We start from the raw sequence: 20,021 nt of genomic DNA, 5'->3' as shown, positions 1-20,021 counted from the left end.
TAGGAGGGATGTATGGTGGCGCCAACATCTCTCCAGGAGGTAAGTTTTTTAACAAAAACGGATGGATTCGGGCTATTTTGGAGTGCCGCAAAGCGGTGCAGCGCCGATATGGGCTGCGATTTGGAGGCAGGGGCCAGAGGTATTGGGGCCCGTCATTTTGCAAGTCCCGATCACACCGCTGGTCGGGCCGTTGGCTGAGGGATCACTGAGGGGTTGCTGATGGATCCCCCTGGCAGACGAGGCCGTAAAACCGGCCGTCATCTGATCGAAAGGACAGGACAGACACATAAGACAAGACCGGGGTGCCATCTGTGACGGGGGTCGCAGCCGCACCGCGAGGGCCAGGGCGGGATGTTCCAAACCCGCACCCAGGGCCCGGTGACCTCCCTGTTCCGGAGATCATTCATTGAGACCATCTGATCGTGTTTGGATCAGATTTTTAAGAGTATGGGGGTATATCATGCCTGTGCATATTGTGGGCGAAAGTCGCTTGTTGCGCGACATGTTTCTGGCCATTTGTCAGAGCAATGACTACCAGATCGGGACCTGCTGCGATGAGCTGTCAACGCTTGCGGGGTTGGGGGTCGACGATCTGGTTTTATACTACAGCCATGAAACGGGACCGGAACTGGTGGAGGAATTGCGCCAGTTCAAAGAGGGCAATGACGCCTCTCTGCTGATCCTGATCATGGGGCGGGAATGTTCCACCAGCATGCAGACTGCGCTCAGCGCCTATGCTGAGGCGGTGATCCCGCAACGCAAATCCGCAGAGGCGCTGATTGCGGCGCTGCGGGTGGTGCAAAGCGGCTATCGGATTGTGCCATCGGATATCTCTGCGGCGCTGCGGGCGGCGGATGTGACCACATCAGGGGGCGACCGCGCGGGTGAAACCCTGGGGCAGGGGGCCGCTTCCGGAGTGATCTCCGGGGCAATCCCTGGGGCAATCCCTGGGACATCCTCGGGGCTGGGAGCTGGGGGGGAGACCGCCGGCGGGGTTGCTCGCAAAATAGGCTCTGACACTGGGAAAATGAACGGAACACTCAACGGAGAGGCCAGCCCAGCCCCGGCTGAGGCCGGGCTGGCAGCGCATCCGGGGCAGGACCTGCGCCGCATGCCGGCCTCGGCGGCGGCCTGCGGGCTGTCCGGGCGCGAATGGCTGATCCTGACCAAGCTGATTGACGGCGCCACCAATAAATCCATCGCCAATGAGCTGGGCATCTGCGAGGCCACGGTGAAGGTGCATCTGCGCACCTGTTTTCGCAAAATCGGCGCCAAGAACCGCACCCAGGCAGCGATCTGGGCGTCGGAGCAATTCCTGTCCTGATCCCGCAATGCGCGGGACTGGGCAGGTCGGGACTGCGTCGGCCGGGCACCCATGCTGGGGGGCTGGGCTTCTGGTCGACGCAGATCACCCCGGGATCGGTCTTGCCAGTCCCGCTGTGAGGGGTCAGATCTTCAGCTGTTTGCTGGCAGGCAGGAGCGCGTTGATCTGGCGGGCGTGCTCGGGCATGCAGCGGGTCAGGAAATCATAGGTTTCCACCACATGGGCGCGGGCATTGGGGCCCAGATGGGTATAGGCGCCGGGATTGGCCAGCACATCCACCACCTGATCGGCCAGCGCGCCGGGGTCAAAGAAATCCACCAGCATGCCAGTTTCATTATGGGTCACCGCCTCGCGCACCGGTTCCACATCAGCCGCCACCACCGTGGCCTGCATCGACATCGATTCCAGCAACGACCAGCTCAGCACAAAGGGCATGGTCAGATAGATATGGCAGCGGCTGATGCGGATGATCTTGCACAGATCACCGTAAGGCACCCGGCCGAGGAAATGCACCCGGCTCCAGTCGACGCTGTCGCCCAGCTCATCCTCCATCTCGCCACGCAGACCTGCGGGATGGGTGCTTTCGCGCCCGTAAGATGTCTCATTGCCGCCGATCATCAGGATCCGCGCATTGGGGCGTTCCGACAGGATCTTGGGCAGGGCGCGCATCATCACGTGAAAACCGCGTGCGCGTTCCATATTGCGGGCGATATAGGTGATCACCTCATCGTCGCGGCTGAGCGGCTTGGGCAGACGGCCGAGACCGATGCTGGCCTTGGCGTCCGGTTGCAGCCGATCGGTGCGGATGCCGTCATGGCTGACATAGATCTTGTCGTGAAAGCTTTTGGGGAAGCGGTCGCGCTGCCAATAGGTCGGGCTGTGGCCCAGATCGACCACATCGATATTGGCAAAGGGCACGGTGTTGCGGGCATGGGCGAAAAACCCGGCGTGTTCGCCGGGGGGATTTTCCGGGTCAAAGCCCACCAGACCGCCAGTGGTGCGGTAGAAATATTCAAAGAAGCCAATAATCGGCACATCCGGCCAGACCTCTTTCATGAAAGTCAGCTCCCCCCAGCCGGTATGACCGATGATGATATCGGGCTTGAAACCATCTCTGGCCTCCAGCTGGCGCGCGGCGAGGGCGGCGCCAATGCCATTGCCGGCCGCGGCCTCCCAATCCTTGGACAGCCCATAGGCATCGGCGGCGGGCTGATGGTGGCTTTTGTAGGTCGCGGTGGAGACGCCGGGCAGCTTCACATCGTTCCGCTGGGTCAAAAACACGATCTCATGCTCGCCCTGATCGGCCAGCCACTGGATCATCTCCCGGTACTGGCCGGGCATGTTCTGGTGCACAAAGAGAAATTTCATGATCTATCCATGCCGCGAGAGCGCTGCGGGCGCAACCCTTTCGACAGGTGGGCACAGGCACAGATCGCGGGGCAGGGGGCGCGCCAGGGCGAAACCCAGGGCGAAACCATGGGCAGGGTTTCACCACCCGAGGTCTGCGCGCGGCTTTCCGGGCTTGTTCCCAGAGGTCACGGCGCTAACATGCGCGCAACGCAGCAATCCCGGGGGCTGCGGCTGCCGGAGACGCCTTGGCGTGGTTGCCGACCCCCTTTCCCAACAGGCCATGACCCCGGTTTTTACAGGGGCCCATGGTGAGTAACATCTGGTGATATATGAGAATCCTTTTCCACGCTCCCGTGCTTTCGGCCCATCGTCCGGATCCGGCGCTGTCCAGTATCCTGGGCGTGCCACCAACCGTGACGGACACGTTGTTTGGCCTGAAACCGGCGCATAAGCTGACCGGGAATCGCGGCAATATCATTCATGCCGAAGCCCCGGCCCGCAGCCTGCGCAAGGATCCCGAGGGGTCTGCGGTGGGCAATATCGCCAATCTGCAGAAAAACCTCGGTGACGGTTATGCCGAAGTCATGGCCGCGCATTTCGACATGATCGTGGTGTCGCTGGCCAATTTCATCCGCCCCAACCACGATGGCATCCGGTTGTTTTCCGCGCTTGAGGCGCTGGATGGGCGGGTGCCTTTTGTGGTGCTGGGCGCCGGGATGCAGGGCAGCCATGCGTTTGAGGATCTGATGCCGGGCAACCGCGATCTTCTGGCGCTGCTCAATGAGCGGGCCAATCTGTTCGGGGTGCGTGGCACCCAGACGGCAGAGTGGCTGGCGCAGAACGGGCTGGAGAACACCACCGTGCTGGGCTGCCCCAGTCTTTATGTCTATCCGCAGTCGATCATGGCCATTGACGGCACCGCGGCCCAGGCCAAGGGGCGTCGGGCCAATGTGATGACCGCTGGCCATTTCTCCATGCGGGAGGGGGCCATCGTTGAACGCGGCACCGAACTGGCCAAGGCGTTCGACAAGATCGAGGCCTCTTATGTGTTCCAGGATGAGATCTTTGCCTATGGCAAATTCATCAAGGACCGGTTTGGCTATAATGAGGGCAACAATATTGCTCAGCCGGAGATGCTCAATCGCTGGCTGAGCCGCAAATGCGGTCATAAGGTTGATTTCAACCGCTATTACTACTTCTCTGAGGCCGGCGCCTGGCGACAGGCGGCGATGCTGCATGATGTCTATATCGGCGACCGTTTCCATGGTGGCGTGGCGGCGCTGCAGGCGGGCCAGCCGGCAATTTTCCTCAAACATGACAACCGGGTGGCGGAGCTGACCGAACATTTCGGCCTGCCGGCGCTGAACACGCAGAAATTCATGCGCAAGGGTCTGAAGGCGGTGCTGGATGAATATCTGTCGCCCGAGATGCTGGACAAGATGAAGGCGACCTATCGTCAGCGCCACGCCGAATATGTGGCAGCCCTGGCCGAACATGGCCTGGAGGTCGATACCATCGTGCCGGAGGAGCCTCAGCCAGTGCCCGCAGTGGACAGTCGCACCCAGATGGGTGCGATTCGCAGGGCTCAAGATCCCGAAGCCACGCTGCCGGAGGGGCTGTGGCCCACCACCACGCTGACCCCGTCTTATGCCATGCGGCGGCTGCACCCGGAGGGCGCGCGGGAACTGGTGGTCACCTTTGAAGGGGCAGGCCAGGCGCTGGACCGCAAGGATCCCCTGCGTCCGGGTTTTGGTGAACGTTTCCTGATCAAATCCGGCTATGCGGTGCTGTCGGTCTTGCCCCATCAGCAGAACTGGTACCGTCCGCTGGATCTGGAGCAGTATTTCCAGGCACCCGACACCCGCGCCTGGATGGCCGGGTTTGACAAGGTGCATGTGCTGGGCTCCGGCATGGGGGCTTTTGGTGCCATGGCCTTTGCCGATCTGATCGGTGCGGAAAACGTGGTGGCGCTGCAGCCGATCACCACGCTGGCCGAAGATCTGATCCCCGACGAGACCCGGTTCCCGGCTGCGCGCAAGCTGGACTGGAGCGGCGCTTATCGCGATGCCTGCGCGGGCTGTGATACGGCGGCGCGGATCTATGCCATCCATGGCGACCATCCGCTGGATCTGGCCCATGTGGCGCGGTTGCGCGATGCCTTCGGGGCGCGGCTGATCAGTGCTGAGCTGTCCCATGACAGCAAGCGCCCGGTGACTCCGTTGCTGCGCGCCAAACGCCGTCTGCCACGGACCGCGCTGACCTGCCTGCGCGGCGGCGACGCGGCGGCGCTGAACGAGGTGCTGGGCGCATTGGTGCAGCTCAAAACCCCGGCGGAGTGATCCGCACCACGCCCGACCGGAACTGTGAACACCAAAGGGCCGCTCTCACGAGCGGCCCTTTATTGTGCATCTGCTCTCTGCAGATATCAGGCCTATATGTTTTTATTTAACATAAGATGGATTAAGGGGTTCTGAGCCATTCACAGGCGCGGGCCGCATGGCTGCAGGCATGAGGCGGCGGGCAGAGATGTGAGTGCAATCCGGTGGTGTTTTGTTGCTTGCCCGTCCCCGGGTCTGGTATCCTTGGGTCTGCGGCGGGGATCATGGGGGTGATCCTGGCCTGAGGGGACCGCTAAAAAGTGGATATTAAGAGCGACGTGATACCCGGGTGATCCGGGGGCGGCACAGCATGAAGAAGTATGGCCCGGGTTGGCCCAAGCCCGGTGTCAGGTAGGGGGCATCATGAGTGATCTTTCGCAGGCCCAGCCACAGGCGCCATCTTCGGCCCAACCCGACGTCCGGGCCGCGACGCAAGCGTCCTTTGAGACTGGCACCGCCCCCCCCGCCGAAGGATCCAGAGAGCGCAACCATGGTCACAGCAGCGGTCAGGAAATCGCGCTGACCCCGATGCAGCAGGGGCTGCTGTATGAAAGCGCCGCCGCGGGCAGACCTTGGGTCAATCTGGAACAGATCGTGGTGCATCTGGACGCAGAGGCGCCAGATCCGAGGGCGCTGCGGCTGGCCTGGCAGCAGGTCTGCGCGCGTCATCCGGTGCTGCGCAGTGCGGTGTTGTGGCAGGGCCGTCCGCTGCCGGTCTTGCAGGTCGCGGATGTGGATGCGGCCACCGATCAGATCAGGGTGGAGACACAGGACTGGCAGGGGCTGGAGGCGGAGGATCAGGCGGCGCGGCTGGAGCAGTTTCTCAGCGAGGATCGCAATCGGGGCTGCGCGTTGGAACAGGCGGTGTCCTGGCGGGTGATGCTGGCGCGGCTGGGGGCGAACCGATCGGTGATGGTCTGGACCATTCACCATGTGCTGGTCGATGGCCGCAGTATGGCGGTGGTGCTGGAAGATGTCTTTGCGGCGCTCATTGGGGGCGAGCTGCCTGCCGCCACGGCGCCTGTGACCGGCTTTGATGCCTTTAGTCCGGCGGTGGCGCAGGTGTCCGAACAGCCGGCCAGCCAGGCGTTTTTCCGGGCGCATCTGGACGGGTTTGAAACCCCGAACCAGATTGCCCGGCTGACCGGGTCGGATGATCGGCCTGCTGTGGCAGCACCGGATGCGGCGGGCCATGGCCGCAAGCAGATCCTGCGGCGGCAGCTGCCGACCGAGCTGCGCCGCGCGCTGGTGCAGCGGGCCGGTGGGGTTGCGACAGAGAATGACGCAGGACCGGCCACCCTGGCCAATATGATCCATGCCGCCTGGGGGCTGCTGGTGGCGCGCTGGAGCGGCCGGGAAAGCGCTGTCTTCGGGGTCACCCGGTCGGGGCGCTATCTTTTGGAAGGCTGCGGGCGCACGGTGGGCTGTCTGATCAATACGGTGCCCCTGCATCTGCATCTGTCCGGGGCCACAACTGTGGACGGGCTGTTGTCGGCGCTGCGCCGCGATGCGGTGGCGCTGCGCCCGCATGAACAGGCCTCGCTGGCGGATATGCGCCGCTGGTGCGGGCTGCCGGGCAGCGTGCCGCTGTTTGACACCATGGTGATGTTTGAACGCGACAGCCTGAATGCGCGGATGCGCAGCCTGGGGGGAAAGGACGACAGCCCCTGGACCCAGCGCCGGGTGGAGCTGCGCGAAGAGGGGGCGATGCCGCTGACGCTGGCGGTCTATGGTGATGAGCAGCCGCTTTTGATGCTGGAATATGACCCCGAAGTTTTGCCGGCCAGCCAGGTGGCGCACATGCTGGACCATCTGTGTCAGCTGCTGCAGAGCCTGGCCACGGCCCCTGCGGATATGGCGCTGCGCGATCTGGAGATGTTGCCGGAGGCCGAGGCGACCCAGCTGTTGCAACAGGGCCGCCCGGATCCGGCGCTGGCGCAGGTTCTGGCGCGGGAGATGGCGGCCGCCCCGCCCTGCATGGCAACCCGGCTGGAGGCCACGGCGGCGCGCATGCCGGAGGCCCCGGCGCTGCAGATGGCCCCCGACGGCGCGGTTCTGAGCCATGCCGATCTACAGGCCCGCGCGGATCGTCTGGCGGTGGTCCTGCAGGCGCGGGGGGCCACGGCCGGGGATATCATCGCCATCTGCCTGCCGCGCAGCCCGGAGTTCATCATTGCCATGCTGGCGGTGCTGAAGGTCGGCGCCGGCTTCCTGCCGGTGGACCCGACCTACCCGGCTGCGGTGATTGCCCATATGTTGCAGGACAGCGGCACCAGGCTGGGCATTGGCGGGCCGGATTACGGCACGGTATCAGAGCCTGATATAGGCTCTGATAAAGGGAAATCTGCACATGGGCACGATGCTGCCCTGACCCCGGAGGGGGTGGTCTGGGTGGCGCCTGATGCGGGGTCTGAGCTATCGGAACAGCCGGACAGGCCGCTGCGGCCTGCCCCGGACCCGGGGCGGCTGGCCTATGTGATCTACACCTCCGGCTCCACGGGAAAACCCAAGGGGGTGCGGGTGCCGATGCGGGCGTTGCTGGCCCATGCCAGCGCCATCACCGCCGCCTTTGAGTTGCAGAGCAATGACCGGATGCTGCAATTTGCCAGCCTGTCCTTTGATGTGGCCATTGAGGAGGTGCTGCCGAGCCTGTTGGCTGGCGCCTGCGTGGTGCTGCGCGCGCCGGATATGATCGGGGCACCGGGGCTGTTTCTGGACCGGGTGGCGGCGCTGGAGCTGACGGTGCTCAATCTGCCGACCGCCTTCTGGCATGTGCTCTGTGATGTGATGGCCGACAGTGGCCGCAGCCTGCCACCTTCGGTGCGGCTGGTGATCGTCGGCGGCGAGCAGGTCAACCCGCAGTCCCTGGCGCGCTGGCAGCAGCTGGTGCCGGGGGTGCGCTGGCTCAATGGCTATGGGCCGACAGAAACCACCATCACCTGTACGCTGCATGATCCGGGTCTGGATCAAGGGCGCCCTGTGAAGGCGCATGAAGATGTCCCCATCGGCCGCCCCACCGCCCATGCCCGCGCCTATGTGCTGGCGGCGGATGGCAGTCTCGCCCCGGCGGGGGTCGCGGGGGATCTGTGGATTGGGGGCCCGGCGGTGAGCGATGGCTATATCGGCCGCCCGGAGGACACCGCAAAGGCGTTTCGACCCGATCCCTTTGCGCCGCAGAATACGGGCGGCGGGCACCACACAAGCTGCCCCGCCGCCCGGATCTATCGCACCGGTGATCGCGCGGCCTGGCGCGGGGATGGCACGCTGGCCTTTCTCGGGCGGCAGGACCGGCAGGTGAAACTGCGCGGCTTTCGCATTGATCTGCGCCATGTGGAGCAGGTGTTGGAGCGCGCCTATCCGCAGCTGCAGGCGTTGGTGGCGGTGCATGGCAAGGACAGCCCGGCGGCGCAGCTCTGCTGTTGGGTGCGGGGCCTTCGGGAGGCCGGAGAAGCTGGCACCGAAGAAAGGGCTGGCGATACCCGCCCGGATCTAGCGGCGCTGCAACAGGTGGTGCAGCGCGATCTGCCCGCCCATATGCGCCCGGCGCTGGTGCCGGTGGCGGCGTTTCCCCGCACCGCCGGCGGCAAGATCGACATGGCCGCCCTGCCCGCGCCGGCACAGGCCTCAAGCGGCCTGCGCCTGCGCCGCAACGGCGGCGCGGCGATTGACACCAGCGCCCCGCCCTCGCCACTGGCGCAGCAGCTGATGGCGATGATGGCGGATCTGCTGGGCCAGCCGGATCTGGGCGTGGATGACAGTTTCTATGATCGCGGCGGCCATTCCCTGCTGGCGATGCGGCTGATTGGCCGGATCGAGGCGGAACTGGGCCAGCGGCTGAGCCTGGCGGCGCTGCATCTGACCCCCAGCCCGCGGGCGCTGGCGGACGCGCTGAGCCCGGGAGATGGGGACGGTGACAGCCCGGAAACACCGGAGGGCCACACCCTGCCCGATCACCTGGTGATCATTCAGGACGGTGGCGCGCGCGCGCCGTTGTTTGGCGTTCATGTGCTGGGCCGCAACGAGGAATTCTATCGCCCGCTGGCTGCCGCGCTTGGCCCGGACCAGCCGGTCTATGGGCTGAGCATCGGCCTGTTGGACAGCCGCACCCCCACCGGGGTGCGCGCCACCGCAAAACTGTATCTGGAGGAAATCCAGAGCCATTACCCCAGCGGAGTTGTGCATCTGGCGGCAGTGTCCCTGGGGAGTTACTTTGCCTTTGAACTGGCGCGTCAGCTGCTGGCGGCGGGGCGCGACTTGGGATTGGTGGCGCTGTTTGATGCCGAAGGCCCGGCCGGGCGCAGCCGGGTGCAGGGGCGGGCCAGACTGGGCGCCCATCTGGGGCTGCTCCGGCGCATGGGACCGGCCTATCTGGGCCATGTGGCCCGCCACCGGATTGAGACCTTGCGCAACTCCTTTGAACGGCGGCGGCTGGAATGGACCGGCGGCGGTGGCGCGCTGTCGATCGAGGCGCTGATCGCGGCCAACCAGCAATCGGTGGAGCGCTACACGCCGGAACCGCTGGCCACACCGCTGACCGTGTTCCGGGCCGGCGATGATCTCTTTGACAGTCCCGAGGGGCTGCGTCAGGGGTTGGGCTGGGCGCCGGTGGCGGCTGCCGGGTTTGAGCTGATCGAGGTGCCGGGCTCCCATCTGTCGATCCTGCAGGAGCCGAATGTGCAGGATATGGCCCGGCATATGGCCCGCATCATGCAGCGCCCGGATCCGCATGAATCAGGGATCAAAGGACAGGCCTGACCAAGGCGGCAGCGGATCCGCCGTGGATCCTGGATTTTTCTCTGCCCTGATCAGAACAAATCCGCAAAAACACGCCCGCTGGGGGAACAAACTCCCGCTTTGCGGCGTCTGTCATGTGAACCGATCCCCCGCCCGTGGCCTGCCTGCGAACAGGCGGGCTTATTTGCCATGGTCAGTGCCGCGACATCTTGGTCCCCGACGTCAGGGGGATTAGGTCGGGGCGGAAAAGAAAAGGAATCTCTGACATGATGAAAACATTTGCCTGGGCCGCGGCCGCCGCTGCGAGCCTGACTGCCGCATCGTCCGCTTTTGCCTCTGACACGCTGCGTGTGGGCATGTCGGGTGGCTATTTTCCCTTCACCTTTGTGCGTCAGGACGTGCTGCAGGGGTTTGAGGTGGATGTGATGAACGCCGTGGCCGCGGAAACCGGCCTGGAGGTGGAATTTGTCACCATGTCGTTTTCCGGCCTGATTGGCGCGCTGGAATCCGACCGCATCGACACCATCGCCAACCAGATCACCATCACGCCGGAGCGCAGCGCCAAATTCGCCTTTACCCAGGCCTATGTCATCGACGGCGCGCAGGTGGTGGTGAAACGCGGCAATGAGGACAGCATCGCAGGCCCGGATGATCTGGCGGGCAAGACCGTGGCGGTGAACCTCGGCTCCAATTTCGAGCAACTGCTGCGGGAGCTGCCAGAGGCCGACAAGATCGAGATCAAAACCTATGAGGCCAATATCGCTCAGGATACAGCTCTGGGGCGGGTCGATGCCTTTGTGATGGACCGGGTGTCCTCGGCCCAGCTGATCCAGGAAAGCCCGCTGCCGCTGGCGCTGGCGGGCGCGCCGTTCTCCGAGATCCGCAATGCGCTGCCGTTTCGTCAGGACGCGGACAGCCTGGCGCTGCGCGACCGGGTGGATGCGGCGCTGAGCACGCTGCGCGAGAGCGGCGAGCTGGCGGGCATCTCGCAAAAATGGTTCGGCACCGATATTACGGCGGTTTCCGCCCCGGCTGAGAAGTGAGCCGGTAAATGCAGGGGTTGGACATCGCCTATATGCTGGGCCTGGTGCCGGTGCTGCTGAGCTATGTGCCGCTGACGCTGTTCATGGCGGTGGTGGCGATGGCCCTGGCCTTGGTGCTGGCGTCGCTTCTGGCGGTGGAGCGGGTGCTGCGGATCCCGGTGCTGGATCAGCTGGTGGTGCTGTTCATCAGCTTCTTTCGCGGCACGCCGCTGCTGGTGCAGCTGTTCCTGTTCTACTACGGGCTGCCGCAGGTGCTGTCGGTGCTGACCCAGATCAATGGGGTCAGTGCTGCAATCATGGGGCTGACCCTGCATTTTGCCGCCTATATGGCCGAAAGCATCCGCGCCGCCATTCTGGGGGTGGATCGCAGCCAATGGGAGGCGGCGCAGTCGATCGGCATGACCCGTGGCCAGATGATGCGCCGTATCGTGCTGCCGCAGGCGGCCCGGATCGCGGCGCCGACGCTGGTCAATTATTTCATCGACATGATCAAGGGCACCTCGCTGGCGTTTACCCTTGGGGTCACGGAAATGATGGGTGCCACCCAGAAAGAGGCGGCCGGCAGTTTCCTTTATTTTGAGGCCTTCCTGGTGGTGGCGGTGATCTACTGGATTCTGGTGGAGGCGCTGTCGCTGGTGCAGCGGCTCTTGGAGACACATCTGAACAAGGCCTATGCACGATGAACGACGCACAAGCTGACACTGCCATTTCCATCACCGGCCTGCGCAAGACCTTTGGCGACAGCGTGGTGCTGGATGGCATCGACCTGACCATTAAGCCCGGCGAGCGCATTGTCATTATCGGCCCTTCGGGCACGGGTAAATCGACGCTGCTGCGCTGTCTGAATTTCCTGGATGCACCGGACGGTGGCCAAATCCGCATCGGCGATCTGGAGGTGGAGGCTGCCCGCGCCAGCAAGGCGGAGATCCTGGCCCTGCGCCGGCGCACCGCCTTTGTGTTTCAGAACTATGCGCTGTTTGCCAATAAGACAGCAGCGGAAAACATCATGGAGGCGCTGGTCACCGTGCAGAAACAGCCCCGCGACGCCGCCCGTGCCCGCGCGCTGGACATCCTGGCAGAGACCGGTCTGGCGGATAAGGCCGATGCCTATCCCGCCAGCCTGTCCGGCGGCCAACAGCAGCGCGTCGGCATTGGCCGGGCGATGGCGCTGGGGGCCGAGCTGATGCTCTTTGACGAGCCAACCTCGGCGCTGGACCCCGAATGGGTGGGCGAGGTGCTGGCGCTGATGCACAAGGTCGCCGAAGAGCGCCAGACCATGCTGATCGTCACCCATGAGATGCAGTTTGCCCGCGAAATTGCCGATCGGGTGGTGTTCATGGAAGGCGGGCGGATTGTGGAACAGGGCCCGCCGACGCAGATCTTTGATGCGCCGCAGGATCCCCGCACGCGGGCCTTCCTGCGCCGGGTGGGGTGACCGGCCCTCTTCTGTACCCCGAATATCCAAATGCAAAAAGCGGGCCACTGGCCCGCTTTTTTCCATCCAAGGATGGTCATTCATAAGACGCTGTCAGCGCAGGATCTGCGATCCCGCCCCACCGGTCTGATCACAAATGATCAGTTGGTTGTGGTGGTGGTGCTGGTTTCGTCGTCGTCGTTCAGGATCACACCCAGAATGACCGCACCGGCAACGCCGCCCGCGATCAGGGTGCCTTGCTCAAGGCCGGTGCCGCCGAGCAGGGTCGGGGTGCCTTGGTCCTGAGCGGAAGCGGTGGTGGTTGCGGCCAGGGTGGCCAGAGCGAATGCTGCGAAGAACTTGTTCATAATCCAAAACTCCTTTGGAGACCGTTGAGCCGAGAGTAGGTGAGTTACCTCGTGAATTCAACGCAGCTTTTAGCAGCAATATCCCGACGGCTGGAAATTTTTTTCTGCCGTTGCCGAGATATCGCTCATTTGGGCGGATATGGCCCCAAACCGCCTGTTTTTTAACGCGTCAGACCTGGGGTCAGCCACCGGTGGTCAGCTGGCGGATGCGCAGATAGCCCACATTTGGCCCAGCCCATTGGCGCGATTGCCAGACCCGGCCACTGCGCGAATCTACCCAGTAGTCATTGACGATTTCGCCGCTGCGTCCCGGCTGGCTGGGATGGCAGCGTTCCTCGATGTGGCGGGTGGGGTAGCGCAATTCAACGATCACGATGGGATCAACACCCAGATCTCGGCGGCTGCAGAGCAGATCCAGCTGCCAGGCGCCATTGTCGAGCCCGCGGATATGATAGCGCCGCGCGCCACTGCGCAGAGGGCCACCCGTGTCTCCTTCGACCAGCGCTGAGCTGGACAGGATGTCATTGCCAAGGTTGCGCGTCGCCACCAGCACCCCGTTGCGCAGGGTCAGGCTGATATTGTCCTCGGTGCGCCAGACCGCCACGGTGCCGGGGCTGTCATCGCGGCGCAGCTGCTGGCGCGACAGATAGGCGAAGACATCGTTTTTCTCGATGGTGACCTCGATATAGGGGTCTTTGATTTCATCCAGACCGGCGCGGGTCAGCGGCGGGCGGGCTGCCTGTTTTCCCTTGCCCCCAGACAGCCGGGCGCTGACTTTATCAGAAAGGCTGCGCAGCAGTTCCACCTGCAGGGGCGCTTGATCCGGCCCGCGGCTACAGGCGGTCAGCGCCAGCAGACCCAGAATCGGCAGCAGCCCGGCAAGGCGTGTGATTACAGGCGTCATCATTCCCAGATCCTTGCCCGCTGTCGGGTCAGCTGTATGCGATGGGCTTCGCGGATTTGTCCATAAAGCCGGTCGGGCACATGCACCCGCTGGCCGCCGTCGCGCTGGGTCGGGCGCACGGTCATGCCGAATGTATTGCGGCTGGGTTTGCCCAGCAGCCAGTCCAGCGGAATGCTGAAGCGGAAGCCCTTGTCAAAAGAGCCTTCGCCGAAATCCTCCGAGGAGACATCGGTGAGGGTAAAGAACCCGCCGACCCGCCAGCCATTGGCAAATTCACGGTCCAGCGCAAAGGTGGCGCCATAATCACCGGCCAGATAGCGCCCGGCATCCACCTGCACATGATAGCCCTTGTCCATCTGGTAATAAGCCGAGGCATGACCGGTGAAGGTTTTGTAATCGCGAAACGACAGCCGCTGATCAAAATCGCGCTGCACCACGTAATTGCCCTCGACCCCCAGCGCCAGACGGCTGGAGACCGGTTTCCACAGCACCTCGCCCGAGACCCCGCCAAACATGCTTTCAAACAGGCCGACGGTGCTGCGGGCATAAAGATCGCGCCCCATCTGCCATTGCCGCGTGACATAGAGATTTTCCAGGGTGGTGCCAAACTGGGCATATTCCGTCGCATCGGTGCGCACATGCGGCAGCACCGAATTGGAGGCGCGCCCGTCCTTCACATTGCCCCAGATCCGCTGACGGATGGCGCCCGCGATGCGCCAGCCGGGGGCCGGTGCGTAGGAGGCCTTCAGATCCACGCCAACATCCAGCCGGAACGGCAGCTCGGGATCGAAATAGGAGGGCGCGGTATAGGGGCTGAGGGAGGTGGAAAACGCCGGGTAGAGATCGCCTGAGACCAGCGCCTCTTCAGCCAGCGGTTCGGCGGCCTGCAGACCGGTCACCGCCCAGAGCGCCTCGGTGGCGTCGGGGTTATGTTCCAGCGCCTCCAGATCGCTGCGCCGGATCACCACCTGCGACAGCGCCAGCCCGCCGCGCATCGGCACGATTTTCAGCGTCTCCACGGAGGGCGGCAGCAGCCGCGCCATGGCGCGTGCACTGCGGCCAATGGCCAGGGTCTGGGCGCGGTAGCGCGGATTGCGATAGCGCAGTTCAGCCTCGGTGCCATCTGCAGGCAGGCTCAGCGCCTCCAGGATCAGCCCGTCCTGCTGCAAGGCCTCGGCCAGCGCATCGCGCAGGGTAGTCTTGGCGCGGGTGCTTGTGGCCCAGTCGCGACTCCAATGGGCCTCGTCGGTGGCCCAGCTGCTGCGCGGCACCACCGGCACCGGTGCGTGAACCCGCATGGGCTGGGTGGGGTGTTTGGGATTGAGCTGGATCTGCGCGGTGACGCCCAGTTCCGAGCCATAAAGATAATAGGCCCCCAGCCGCAGGCCTGGTCTGGCCTGATATTCGGCGCCAAAGTTGACGGAGGATTTGCGCGCAAACACATTTGGGGCGCCGGTTTCCAGCACATAGGCATCCGAGGAATATTCCGCCTTGAACCCCCAGCGGTCATTGGGCTGCCATTCGATCCCCGCAAACGGTGCCATCTCGCCGCGGAACCACTGATCATAGGACAGCTTGCCCCCGGTGTTGCCAGCAACAAACCCCGGACGGGTGCCGGAGATACTGCCGATGGAGCCGTTGGAGCCCAGGCGTCCCCAGCCCAGACCTGCGGTCAGCTTCAGCCGTCCTGCGCCGCCGCGATGGCTGAGCGCCGGGGTGTCAAAATTCTTGGTGGCAACGATATATTCGCCGGCATAAATCCCGGTGCCGGCAAAATCCTGCAGACCCAGGGTTACGGCCGGGCGATAGCGCCCCTCGCGCAGGAGCCGCAGCCGCACGTCAAAGCCGCGGTCGTAATAGGTGCTGAACCCACCAATCTGGGCGCCATTGGTCTGGATGCCATTGTAGCGGAAGGACGCGCTGAGCCAGGGGGTGGCCTGAAAGGTCAGATTGTAACGCGCCTGACCGCCAAACCAGGAATAGGTGGTGGCAAACTGCCCGTCCGGCAGCATCTCCGCGCTTGGCATATCCACCAGACCGGGGGAGCCGTAGAAATTGAGGCTGGGGGCGGGCAGCGGTTTGAAGCGTGGTGCCTCCGGTTTGGGCGTGGTGAGCGCGTCTTGCGCCTGTGCAGAGAGTGCCACCGAGGCCATGACCACAGAGGTTGCCAGGATACGGGCGGCCGGCATATGGGCAGCCGGCATATGGGCCATTGGCAAAAGCCGCGCCACATGAAGAGATCGAAGACTGGGGATCACGGGTTCGGGCTGCCTTGTTGTCTGGCTTGTGGTCTGGTCGAAATGCCGGAGCAATGAAGGGCGGATCGGCCGCCCTGCCCCCGCGGCTGGTGTTGGCCCGGTTAGACCATAAAACCCGCAGGCGGATCAACGATCCGGCCCATGCCGGCCCGCGCTGCCGGCTGGGCTGTGACCCGTAAACTATAGTGCCGACTGCAAGACCCCGTCGCAGGTCCCCTGCTCCTCCTGCTCCTGCCAGCAAGGCGGATCCAAGGCGCGTTCAGGAGGTCTTGCGATCCTCTTCCGGGGCGCGGTAGCCCTCGACCCAGCGTTTGATCAGGACCCGCGCAACCCGTTCGTCGCCGGCGGCCACCGCCTGACGCAGCCCCCGGATCAGGGTTGCAACCTCGATTTCCGACAGCACCGCTTCGCGGGCGCAGAAAATCTTCTGGTGGCGGGTGGTGATCAGATCCGAGCTGAGGGTCAGCTCTTCCTGCATTTTTTCCCCGGGCCGCAGGCCGATGATATCGATGGCGATATCGCCGTCGGGGTGATCGTCGTCCCGCACGGAATAACCGGCACTTTCGATGACCTGACGGGCCAGTTGCAGAATTGAGATCGGCTCGCCCATGTCGAGCACAAACACCTCGCCCCCCAGCGCCTCGGCGCCGGCCTGCAGCACCAGCTGCACCGCCTCGCGGATGGTCATGAAATAGCGTTTGACGCGCGGATCGGTGACGGTGACCGGCCCGCCGCGGCTGATCTGCTCCTGAAACAGCGGCACCACGGAGCCCGAGGAGCCCAAGACATTGCCAAAACGCACCATGGTGAAAACGGTGCCGGGATTGCGGGTGGCCAGATCCTGCACCACCAGTTCCGCCATGCGTTTGGAGGCGCCCATCACATTGGTCGGGCGCACCGCCTTATCGGAGGAAATCAGGATGAAGCGTTCCACCCCGCTGCGCGCGGCGGCCCGGGCCAGCGTCTGCGTGCCAAAGACATTGTTGGCCAGACCGGGCAGCGGGTTGGCCTCCACCAAGGGCACATGTTTATACGCTGCCGCATGCAGCACCACCTGGACGCCGTGATGGGCCAGCACCATGCGCACCTGACGCGGATCGGTGACAGACCCCAGCACCGGCACCAGGGTGATTCCGGTGCCTTCGACCTGCTGCTCCAGCTCCTGATGAATGGTGTAAAGCGCCAGTTCCGACAGCTCATACAGCACCAGTTTGCGCGGGCGGCAGGCCAAGACCTGACGGCAAAGCTCGGAGCCGATGGAACCACCAGCGCCGGAGACCAGCACCACCCGGTCCTGATAAGATCCACTGGCCTCCTGCAGGGGCACATCGCGGGTGGCGCGGCCCAGGAAATTCTGCGGCGCTACCGGGGTCAGCTTGTCGACCAGCGCCTCTTCCCCGATGAGCTGAGCAAAGGAGGGCAGCGCCTGCACCTCCAGCTGCATCCGCTGCAGTCGCTGGATGATCTGCGCCTGTTTCGGCTGGCTCTGCGACGGCATTGCCAGCAAGACCCGCTTGATCTGGCGGGCCTCGGCGATCTCGGCGATGCGGGCGGGCGGGAACACCGGCAGCCCCACCAGCGTCACCCCCTGCAAGGAGGTATTGTCATCCACAAAGGCAACAGGATCGATGCCATCATGGGCCTTCAGCGCCTGCGCCAGCTGGGCGCCGGTGGTGCCGGCGCCATAGATCAGCACCCGGCAGCGCGGCTGGGCGCGGCGGTAAATCGCCACCACCACCTGATAGAGCAGGGCACGCGCGGCCAGCAGGCAGAGAAAATAGGTGGTGGCAAAAACCACATGGGTGCCGGGCGGCAGATCAGGACCAAACAGCAGCGTCAGCCCGGCCGTGGCCCCGGCGGTGATTGAGGCCAGCAGCGCCGTCAGCCCGACCGCATGGCGTTCATAGGCATTGAGCTGCACCTTGGGCAATCCGAGCCACAGTGCCACCGCCGCCGCCAGCGCCAGCACATAAGGCAGCACCGGCAGCATCGCTGCCAGCGTGGCCAGAGCGGATCCCGGCAAGGGCAGCACCAGAAAGGTCAGGAACAGCGCCAGCGGGATCAGGGTCAGATCAATGGTGAGAAAAATATAGGATTTCTGTTTGCGTGACAGCGCACTGATCAGATTGAACATCCCTGGCCGTCCCCACTTCCAGTCCCCGGTGACCGCCTCGCAGTCCGGGCGGCCTGTTTATATGTCGCGATGTGGCGCCGAGGTCTTTCTGGCGCGCATCGTTTCAAATGCGTTTTTATCAATTCCCCGCGCCAGACCCCCGGACCCGCATGTGACGGCTCTCTCTGGCATCGGGATGTCTTTCGCGTCGTCTATCCCTCCGGGTGCCCCTGGTTCCTCCGCAGCAGGTGTGACAGGCCCTACGCCGGGGGTTTCATGGGCGCCCCAAGCATCACTTTAGACGTATTTCGGGGCTAATACAAAACCACGGGCAGCAAAAAAGCGCCGTCTGACGGTGATTTGCCCGTTTTGGCGCCCCCAGGCGGCGTCGGTGCAGGCCTGACGCAGGGTTTGGCCGATCCCTCTGCGCGCGGGACCGCCAGCGGGCAGCTTGGGCAGGACACACCCGTCCGGACCCGCCCGGACCGGGGCGAATCGCCGAATCGCCCCGCAATCTCATCCCTCAGCCGCGCCGGAACAGATTGCCGATGGTCTGAAACACCAGATCAAAGTCGTAACACATGCTCTGGTGACGCTGGTAAATGAGATCCAGCCGCGCCTTCATCGGCACGCAGAGGCGGGAATAGACCTGATCGGTTTCCGCGGAGGTGGTGCAGCGCGCCAGCAGGGCAGCCTCATGTTTGTGATAGGTGATGGAGGCCAGCCCGGTGACCCCGGGGCGCGATTTCAGCACCCGGGCATAGAGCTCGGGATTGGCCTCAACATATTGGCGCAGCGGCGGGCGCGGCCCGACAAAGGAGAGATCCCCTTTCAGGATGTTCCACAGCTGCGGGAATTCATCCAGCCGCTTGGCGCGCAGCCAGGCGCCGGTCTTGGTGATGCGGGCCGATTTGTCGCCGCCGGAGACCCCGGTGTCCTGCGCCACCACCTGCATGGTGCGCAGTTTCCACAGGGCAAAGGGCTGATCGACCCCCTTCATCCGTTCGGCCACGTAAAACAGCGGGCGGCCTTCCTTCAGCAGCAGCCAGGCCATCAGCCCCAGCAGCACCGGCCCCAGCACCACCACCAGAAGGCTGGCAAAGAAGAGATCAAAGAGGCGTTTGCGCCAGGTCATATGCGGGTGTCCTTATCAGGGGCGGATTGGGGCAGCAGGCTGAGCGCGCGCGCCTCCGCCACCAGATCAGCGGCTGTGGCAACAGGCAGGTGAGCTGGCAGATCTGCGGCAGGCACGGGCTGTGCCGCCAAAAGCCCGATCAGCCGCGTCACGTCAAGCCGCACCTCGGCGATGGCCTGCGCGGGCGCCGGTTTGCGGGCACAGTCCAACCCCGCCGCCTGCAACAGATCGCCCATCGCCACCGCGCCCGGCTGGGCGATGTTCAGCACCTGCGGCAGATCGGGACATTGAATCAGGCTTGCCAGCACCTCCGCCAGGGTCCGGGGGCCGATATAGCTGCGCCGGGGGGTCTGCCCATCGGCAAATTGATCCAGACAGAACCCCGCCCGCCAGCCGCCCAAGATCGCATCAATACCGGCAATATTGCCGATCCTGAGCAGGCTGATCTCCAGCCCCAGTTCAGCGGCACGCGCCTGTGCGGCCTGTTCCATCTCGGCCTTGGCGACCCCGTAAGGGGCCATCGGGGCCAGCGGGATGTCCTCGCTCAGGGGGCCGGGGGCCGCGCCATAGACCGCCGCCGAAGAGGCCAGCAGCAGCCGCGGCGCGCCTGTCCCTGCCCCTGTCCCTGTCTCTGCCTCGCGCACACGCGCCGCCGCCTCAAGTGTGGCCAGCGCCAGATCACGATGTTGCATCAGCTGGTGCGCACTCAGATCCCGGCCCGCCGCGCCGCCGGGCACCGGACCCGCCAGACAAAGGATCGCCGCCGTGCCCCGCGCCGCCGCGGCCAGCGCCTCTGGATCCGCCAGCGGATCAAAGACATGCCAGCCTGCTGCGTCGGGCTCTGCCCCGTCAGGCCGCGCCCGCCGCTGCCAGCGCAGGTCCGCCCCGGCAGAGGCCCATTGGTGGCGCAGGATCCCGCCGATCCGCCCGGAGGCGCCCAGGATCAATATGGGTCCCAATGTGGGTGGAAAACGCATCAGCCCCCCTGTTACCGTTGCCC

The 20,021-nt window shown here is 64.5% G+C and carries 13 protein-coding genes; 6 read left to right on the top strand and 7 right to left on the bottom strand.

The features are described from left to right. Positions 1 to 460 precede the first annotated feature (460 nt). Positions 461 to 1,324 carry a helix-turn-helix transcriptional regulator gene (locus OO25_RS07135; protein WP_040179231.1) on the top strand — a complete coding sequence of 288 codons (864 nt, stop codon included), beginning with the start codon at positions 461 to 463 and terminating at the stop codon, positions 1,322 to 1,324. A 123-nt stretch (positions 1,325 to 1,447) separates the two neighbouring features. Here the strand turns inward: OO25_RS07135 and OO25_RS07130 are convergent, their stop codons facing one another. Then, entirely contained in the window at positions 1,448 to 2,692 is a 1,245-nt protein-coding gene (locus tag OO25_RS07130; protein ID WP_040179230.1) for a glycosyltransferase family 4 protein, read from the bottom strand. A gap of 311 nt (positions 2,693 to 3,003) precedes the next feature. On the opposite strand from OO25_RS07130, the gene OO25_RS07125 reads away from it, so the two are divergent. The 5 genes from OO25_RS07125 (at position 3,004) to OO25_RS07105 (ending at position 12,264) form a co-directional block, all read left to right on the top strand. Then, positions 3,004 to 5,013 carry a polysaccharide pyruvyl transferase family protein gene (locus OO25_RS07125; protein WP_040179229.1) on the top strand — a complete coding sequence of 670 codons (2,010 nt, stop codon included), beginning with the start codon at positions 3,004 to 3,006 and terminating at the stop codon, positions 5,011 to 5,013. Between the two features lie 402 nt (positions 5,014 to 5,415). Beyond that, positions 5,416 to 9,807: a non-ribosomal peptide synthetase gene (locus tag OO25_RS23400; protein WP_040179228.1), complete on the top strand. Its 4,392-nt coding sequence runs from the start codon at positions 5,416 to 5,418 to the stop codon at positions 9,805 to 9,807. A 245-nt stretch (positions 9,808 to 10,052) separates the two neighbouring features. Beyond that, positions 10,053 to 10,829 (top strand): amino acid ABC transporter substrate-binding protein, encoded by a 777-nt coding sequence (locus tag OO25_RS07115; RefSeq protein WP_052465602.1) that lies wholly within the window; start codon positions 10,053 to 10,055, stop codon positions 10,827 to 10,829. An 8-nt stretch (positions 10,830 to 10,837) separates the two neighbouring features. Continuing rightward, on the top strand, positions 10,838 to 11,512 hold the full coding sequence (locus OO25_RS07110; protein ID WP_040179226.1) for an amino acid ABC transporter permease: 675 nt from the start codon (positions 10,838 to 10,840) through the stop codon (positions 11,510 to 11,512). Next, complete coding sequence (locus OO25_RS07105) at positions 11,509 to 12,264, top strand: amino acid ABC transporter ATP-binding protein (RefSeq protein ID WP_040179223.1); 756 nt, start codon at positions 11,509 to 11,511, stop codon at positions 12,262 to 12,264. Before OO25_RS07110 ends, OO25_RS07105 begins: the two co-directional genes overlap by 4 nt. A gap of 140 nt (positions 12,265 to 12,404) precedes the next feature. Here OO25_RS07105 and OO25_RS07100 read toward each other — a convergent pair whose 3' ends face one another. The 6 genes from OO25_RS07100 to OO25_RS22125 all read right to left on the bottom strand — a co-directional run bounded on the left by OO25_RS07100 (position 12,405) and on the right by OO25_RS22125 (position 19,998). Further along, positions 12,405 to 12,611, bottom strand: a complete 207-nt coding sequence (locus OO25_RS07100; protein WP_040175777.1) for a hypothetical protein — start codon at positions 12,609 to 12,611, stop codon at positions 12,405 to 12,407. Positions 12,612 to 12,792: 181 nt separating this feature from the next. Beyond that, entirely contained in the window at positions 12,793 to 13,518 is a 726-nt protein-coding gene (locus OO25_RS07095; protein ID WP_040175775.1) for a YjbF family lipoprotein, read from the bottom strand. After that, on the bottom strand, positions 13,515 to 15,728 hold the full coding sequence (locus tag OO25_RS07090; RefSeq protein ID WP_242406999.1) for a YjbH domain-containing protein: 2,214 nt from the start codon (positions 15,726 to 15,728) through the stop codon (positions 13,515 to 13,517). The genes OO25_RS07095 and OO25_RS07090 overlap by 4 nt, the downstream gene beginning before the upstream one ends. Before the next feature lie 304 nt (positions 15,729 to 16,032). Next, positions 16,033 to 17,907 (bottom strand): nucleoside-diphosphate sugar epimerase/dehydratase, encoded by a 1,875-nt coding sequence (locus OO25_RS07085; RefSeq protein WP_040179221.1) that lies wholly within the window; start codon positions 17,905 to 17,907, stop codon positions 16,033 to 16,035. 502 nt (positions 17,908 to 18,409) lie between these two features. Then, on the bottom strand, positions 18,410 to 19,021 hold the full coding sequence (locus OO25_RS07080; protein ID WP_040179218.1) for a sugar transferase: 612 nt from the start codon (positions 19,019 to 19,021) through the stop codon (positions 18,410 to 18,412). After that, entirely contained in the window at positions 19,018 to 19,998 is a 981-nt protein-coding gene (locus tag OO25_RS22125) for an NAD(P)-dependent oxidoreductase (RefSeq protein ID WP_242406998.1), read from the bottom strand. Before OO25_RS22125 ends, OO25_RS07080 begins: the two co-directional genes overlap by 4 nt. Positions 19,999 to 20,021 lie beyond the last annotated feature (23 nt).

The sequence above is a fragment of the Phaeobacter sp. S60 genome (assembly GCF_000826845.1).
Lineage (GTDB): Bacteria > Pseudomonadota > Alphaproteobacteria > Rhodobacterales > Rhodobacteraceae > Phaeobacter > Phaeobacter piscinae.
This window is presented reverse-complemented; position numbering and strand designations above follow the sequence as displayed.

What these genes read in the sequence shown, in the direction of transcription:
- OO25_RS07135 (WP_040179231.1), top strand. Translation starts at nt 461, where the DNA reads ATGCCTGTGCATATTGTGGGCGAAAGTCGCTTGTTGCGCGACATGTTT.
- OO25_RS07130 (WP_040179230.1), bottom strand. Translation starts at nt 2,692, where the DNA reads ATGAAATTTCTCTTTGTGCACCAGAACATGCCCGGCCAGTACCGGGAG.
- OO25_RS07125 (WP_040179229.1), top strand. Translation starts at nt 3,004, where the DNA reads ATGAGAATCCTTTTCCACGCTCCCGTGCTTTCGGCCCATCGTCCGGAT.
- OO25_RS23400 (WP_040179228.1), top strand. Translation starts at nt 5,416, where the DNA reads ATGAGTGATCTTTCGCAGGCCCAGCCACAGGCGCCATCTTCGGCCCAA.
- OO25_RS07115 (WP_052465602.1), top strand. Translation starts at nt 10,053, where the DNA reads ATGATGAAAACATTTGCCTGGGCCGCGGCCGCCGCTGCGAGCCTGACT.
- OO25_RS07110 (WP_040179226.1), top strand. Translation starts at nt 10,838, where the DNA reads ATGCAGGGGTTGGACATCGCCTATATGCTGGGCCTGGTGCCGGTGCTG.
- OO25_RS07105 (WP_040179223.1), top strand. Translation starts at nt 11,509, where the DNA reads ATGAACGACGCACAAGCTGACACTGCCATTTCCATCACCGGCCTGCGC.
- OO25_RS07100 (WP_040175777.1), bottom strand. Translation starts at nt 12,611, where the DNA reads ATGAACAAGTTCTTCGCAGCATTCGCTCTGGCCACCCTGGCCGCAACC.
- OO25_RS07095 (WP_040175775.1), bottom strand. Translation starts at nt 13,518, where the DNA reads ATGATGACGCCTGTAATCACACGCCTTGCCGGGCTGCTGCCGATTCTG.
- OO25_RS07090 (WP_242406999.1), bottom strand. Translation starts at nt 15,728, where the DNA reads ATGGCCCATATGCCGGCTGCCCATATGCCGGCCGCCCGTATCCTGGCA.
- OO25_RS07085 (WP_040179221.1), bottom strand. Translation starts at nt 17,907, where the DNA reads ATGTTCAATCTGATCAGTGCGCTGTCACGCAAACAGAAATCCTATATT.
- OO25_RS07080 (WP_040179218.1), bottom strand. Translation starts at nt 19,021, where the DNA reads ATGACCTGGCGCAAACGCCTCTTTGATCTCTTCTTTGCCAGCCTTCTG.
- OO25_RS22125 (WP_242406998.1), bottom strand. Translation starts at nt 19,998, where the DNA reads ATGCGTTTTCCACCCACATTGGGACCCATATTGATCCTGGGCGCCTCC.